Here is a 612-nt window from a genome sequence, read left to right as displayed (position 1 = left end):
CTTCCGCGAAGCCTGCAACCTCGCCAGCGGCCGCCATATCCACATCGACGACATCGTTACCCTGCCGCAAAGCCGCCGCAAAGGCTACGCCTCCCGCCTCTTGGCAGAAGTCAGCAAAATCGGCGCGGAAACAGGTGTCACCAAAATCCACCTCAACGTCCACGTCAATCACGACCGCGTCGATGCGCACCGCCTGTATTTCAAAAACGGCTTCGAAATCTGCGCCTACCATTTCCGCTGCGATCCTAAATAAACGAAAAGGTCGTCTGAAATTAAGTTTTCAGACGACCTTTTAGCATTTAGAGGTCGTCTGAAAAATAAAATCAATTAATAACGGTAATCAGGATGGCGGGAACAGCCTGAATAATAGATCGTGCATTTATCAGAACGACCTTTCTCACAAGCAGCAATAGCTTGTTGTTCCGCATCTTCCAATAAAACAGCACTCCGTGCAGCTCCTCGATTTTTTCCACCCAATGCAATCGCTCCACAGGCATTGCGATATTCGGTCATCAAACCACATCCTTCACCATTTTCATCTTTCGGGTCTTGACCTCCTCCAGCTTTAATACAGTTTTGCAAGGCTTCTTTATTAGCAGAACGGTAGCCTTT

General features: G+C 48.4%; 2 protein-coding genes. One reads left to right on the top strand and one right to left on the bottom strand.

Translation table 11 applies throughout. The features are described from left to right. A partial coding sequence (locus ACTHUR_RS15770) for a GNAT family N-acetyltransferase (RefSeq protein ID WP_440399592.1) occupies positions 1 to 253 on the top strand: 253 nt, incomplete at its 5' end. 74 nt (positions 254 to 327) lie between these two features. Here the strand turns inward: ACTHUR_RS15770 and ACTHUR_RS15765 are convergent. After that, the coding region (locus ACTHUR_RS15765; protein ID WP_440399590.1) for a DUF4189 domain-containing protein at positions 328 to 612 on the bottom strand (285 nt) is incomplete at its 5' end.

It is taken from the genome of Neisseria sp. P0021.S007 (assembly GCF_051956855.1).
The sequence above is the reverse complement of the archived record's forward strand: the minus strand, read 5'-3'. Positions and strand labels throughout refer to the sequence as shown.